Origin of the sequence: Anabaenopsis sp. FSS-46, assembly GCF_029891665.1 — a bacterium.
Lineage (GTDB): Bacteria > Cyanobacteriota > Cyanobacteriia > Cyanobacteriales > Nostocaceae > Anabaenopsis > Anabaenopsis arnoldii.
In genome coordinates this window covers 1-3,892 of the sequence record NZ_JANQDG010000014.1, presented here as the reverse complement: position 1 = coordinate 3,892, position 3,892 = coordinate 1, and the positions used below count along the sequence as shown (strand labels likewise).

Below are 3,892 nucleotides of genomic sequence, written 5' to 3'. Positions count from 1 at the left end.
ATGGTGACTTTATACACTTGCAGATCCCCCCTAACCCCCCTTAATAAGGGGGGAACTAGAATCAAAGTCCCCCTTTTCAAGGGGGATTTAGGGGGATCTAAAATTTTTGATACATCATGAGGGACTTTTAAAACATCCTCTTAAATAAAATTAAATATTGGTAAAATCTGTTAAGTAATTATAAGATTAAGATCGGAAGAAATTTACACTTTTATTTTGTCTTAAAATTAAGAACAGGAATTTTGGTTGTGATCAGGAGTTGGATCGATTATGGGGAAAACTAAAGGCTTTATCACAGTACTTTTTGATTTTTCCTTTTCAGAATTTATTATTTTCAGAATAATTCGTATTTTGTACGCCGTATCTATATTCGTGGCTGGTTCAGTATCCCTAGTAATTATTTCAGGGGGATTCAATCTGGGATTCAGTCCGGGGATTCTGAGTTTATTGATTGCTCCGATGGTTTTTTTATTTTATGTAACATTAAGTAGAGCTGGTTTAGAGACGTTAATTGTCACTTTTCACACGGCTGAAAATACTCGGCGCATAGCAGAAAACACCGAAAGTCTTAGAACCCCTTAGTGAATAACTATGGGTAACTATTTCATTCTGAGGATATTCCCTCACGCCCGTTGGTTACTGTAATGTCCCCAGCAAGTGGAGACATGAATTAAAGAGAAACAATTTATTATTGAGGTGAGTAGTTCAAGTTTGAGATAACCGCTTGACTTCCGCACCAGCTAACATTTCATGGGCTTGTGCTAACTTATGAGGAATTTTATCCCCGTGGGGACTATTGGCCAGAGATGGTCGTAAGTCTAGTTCCTCTAAGCGGTCTGCTTTACTACCTGGAAACCAGTGACTACCGTGACCTAAGAGATTGTAGCGCATTTTAGCATAGTCAATTAAATCGTAGGCGATCGCTAAATTTAACAACCACAAAATCACAGGAATATTCACCTGTCCTGGTGTTTCCTCAAAGGTGGGTAAGTTACTATCCCAAGTTTTTACCCAGTCTTCTCCTAAAGTAGCGATCGCTTCTTGTTCTAACTTACGCAAAATTGGCGGCAGAATTTCCTCTGCCCGGTTTAAATATTCCAAACTCTTGAGATGTTCATCAAAATCTTGGGGTCTAGCAGCACCTAAACTCAAAGTATGGACTTCTGGATGACTCAGACAAAACAAATCATTAAACACCATGGGACTTAAGGGAGCGCAAAGATTAACTAACTTTTGTGGTGGTTTATATAGCATCCCCCCTTTATCTGAGGGACTAATAATAAATACCCCCATATCGTGATGTTGAGCCGCTGTAATTGCCTCCCAATTCCATTGATTAATGTAGTACCAATGTAGATTGACATAATCAAATTTATTGGTATTAATTGCTTCTACAATCAAGTCCTTAGAACCATGGGTAGAAAAGCCGATAAATTTGACTTTTCCCTCTTTTTGTAACTGCTGCGCCACTTCTAAACAGCCACCAGGACGGATGCTATGATCCAAAGATTCCCCATGATTAATGCCATGTAATCCCAGTAAATCAACGTAATCTAACTGGAGATTTTGTAGTGATTGTTCAAAGGTTTGGCGAAATTCGTCGGCATCTGCAACCGGACAGACCTTCGTTTGTACAATTATCTCCTCCCGGGGAAACTGAGGTAATATCCTTCCCAATTGTATTTCTGATGTCCCATAACCGCGAGCCGTTTCAATGTGATTAATCCCTAGTTCCACCGCGCGGCGAATAGTTGCTTCCAGATTAGCCTGACTATCCGCAGGAATTTCCGAGTCTGGCACATCTTGCCATTTAAACTGGTATCTCATACCCCCACAAGAAAAAACAGGCATCTGTAATTCCGTGCGGCCAAACCTTCTATATAACATTAGCTAATTGTGAAATTACTACTAATTCAAATGTACAAAAATTTCCCAGATATAGCCGTTTCTACTCAGCCCAACTCAGGATTAATCTGTGTTTATCTGGGTTTATCTGTGGTCAATTAATTCCCACTCCAAGTATCCATCTTCCAGGGTAGGCATGATGCCCACCCTAGCTGACACCCACTAAGCAGCATCTTGTAACTCAGCCGTGCGGACTGAAATTACTTGTATCTGATTACCGCGTTGCACCTTAACCTGTAAAACCTGACCGAGGCGACTATTTTCTACAAGATTCTGTAAATTATCAGCACTGGTGACTGATTCCCGGTCAACTTGTACAATGACATCACCGCGTCGGATACCCGCAATTGACGCAGGTGAATCTGGTATAACTCGCATCACTAAAACACCATTAACTTCTGGGATTTGAATAGGAGAGTTAGGGTCAAGATTATTTTGCCTTGCTAGCTGGGGGGTTAAAGTAATCATTTGTACACCCAAATAGGGGTGAATCACTTTGCCATCACGTTGCAATTTTAAAGCGATCGCCTTAGCCTTATCAATGGGAATAGCAAAACCAATACCCATAGCATCAGGACGAATAGCAGTATTAATGCCGATAACTTCCCCACGCTCATTTAATAGTGGACCCCCGGAGTTACCAGGATTAATCGCCGCATCGGTTTGAATAAAGTCTAAGCGTTTGTCAGCGATCCCAACTTGGGCGCTAGAACGTTTGAGAGTGCTGACAATTCCCAAAGTGACGGTGTTATCAAATCCTAAAGGATTACCCACTGCGATCGCCCAGTCTCCCACTTGTACTGTATCCGAAGAACCCAAAGCCGCCACAGGTAAATCCTGGTCAGGGTTAATCTTCACCACTGCTAAGTCTGTAACTTCATCAATCCCTTTAACTTTGCCTTCATAAGTGCGACCATCCTTGAGGCGGACTGTGACTTTATCAGCTTGGTCTACTACATGGGCATTGGTTAAAATCAGACCACGTTTATCAATAATGAACCCAGAACCTAAACCGCGCAACTGTTCAGTGGGTAACTGTTGGGGGATATCACCAAAAAATCGACGGAAGAATGGGTCTTCCAGAAATGGGTCGATGCGACGAGTAATGGTGCGTTCTGTGTCAATACGTACCACTGCATTTCCCACACGATTTACAGCTGCGGTAACAAAGCTAGTGCTACCTATAGCCGCTTTTGCTGGGGATTCCTGTTGAGGGATGATATCTGATATTGGGGTTGGTATAGTCATATCATCCTCACCCCTGACCACAGTCGGCGCTGGGTCTGCTTGGGACGGTAACACATGAAAAGTACCCAACGTTAGCCCCACGCCTACAATTATGGCTAACAGATAAGAACTGAATTGACGTAGAAAACCGCCTACTTGAGAAAATCGCATAATCACAACCTAATCTAGAAGGTTAATTGTGAGACGTTTTGAAACATCTATTTACATTTATTTTGACAAAATCGATGATAACCGATACTTTTTTGCTAATATTCACTAACAAATACACTCTTGAAGAGAGGGCGTATCAACCAATGCACGGAGGAAAATTCCTCGTGCACCATTTATGTCCCGGCTCATTACCCGCCCATCAGATGGAGACTTAACGAACTTAGCACCACCAAGGTTGGGGATGATTTCACCAGTCCAACTGACTGTTTTTGATGTGTACGCTTCGTTAACATCCATCACTACTTTATTAGTCTCAAAAGCCTTGTGCTTGAGAAACTGCTTAAATCGGTAGTGAGAGAGTGTTAACATTTGGCGCACTGACTTTGACCTAATTCGTCGCTTTGCCTTCTGAGACATTTGGTATGTTTCAAAGGTGGGCAGTAAAATAATTAGGACTTACGCAACTGGCACAGGCGATCGCTACGCAGAGCTTGCATCTGTGTGTAGCAATCGCTAAATGAAAGCACATTGGTATTATATAAGTGATGTCAATGGCACGGGGGGATGCCTAGTGCAGTTGATAGTAGAA

At 42.0% G+C, this 3,892-nt stretch carries 4 protein-coding genes; 1 reads left to right on the top strand and 3 read right to left on the bottom strand.

Annotation, left to right across the window (positions count from 1 at the left end):
* Positions 1–270: 270 nt before the first annotated feature.
* Positions 271–582 carry a DUF4282 domain-containing protein gene (locus tag NWP21_RS01615; protein ID WP_280791362.1) on the top strand — a complete coding sequence of 104 codons (312 nt, stop codon included), beginning with the start codon at positions 271–273 and terminating at the stop codon, positions 580–582.
* A gap of 123 nt (positions 583–705) precedes the next feature.
* Here NWP21_RS01615 and NWP21_RS01610 read toward each other — a convergent pair whose 3' ends face one another.
* The 3 genes from NWP21_RS01610 to NWP21_RS01600 form a co-directional block, all read right to left on the bottom strand.
* Positions 706–1,887, bottom strand: coding sequence for an aldo/keto reductase (locus NWP21_RS01610; protein ID WP_280791361.1), 1,182 nt, complete (start codon positions 1,885–1,887; stop codon positions 706–708).
* Positions 1,888–2,067: 180 nt separating this feature from the next.
* Positions 2,068–3,303: an HhoA/HhoB/HtrA family serine endopeptidase gene (locus NWP21_RS01605; protein ID WP_280791360.1), complete on the bottom strand. Its 1,236-nt coding sequence runs from the start codon at positions 3,301–3,303 to the stop codon at positions 2,068–2,070.
* A 105-nt stretch (positions 3,304–3,408) separates the two neighbouring features.
* Positions 3,409–3,720, bottom strand: a complete 312-nt coding sequence (locus NWP21_RS01600) for a zinc ribbon domain-containing protein (protein ID WP_280791359.1) — start codon at positions 3,718–3,720, stop codon at positions 3,409–3,411.
* Positions 3,721–3,892: the final 172 nt, after the last annotated feature.

Coding starts and splice junctions, on each gene's coding strand:
- NWP21_RS01615 (WP_280791362.1), top strand. CDS start 271: ATGGGGAAAACTAAAGGCTTTATCACAGTACTTTTTGATTTTTCCTTT.
- NWP21_RS01610 (WP_280791361.1), bottom strand. CDS start 1,887: ATGTTATATAGAAGGTTTGGCCGCACGGAATTACAGATGCCTGTTTTT.
- NWP21_RS01605 (WP_280791360.1), bottom strand. CDS start 3,303: ATGCGATTTTCTCAAGTAGGCGGTTTTCTACGTCAATTCAGTTCTTAT.
- NWP21_RS01600 (WP_280791359.1), bottom strand. CDS start 3,720: ATGTCTCAGAAGGCAAAGCGACGAATTAGGTCAAAGTCAGTGCGCCAA.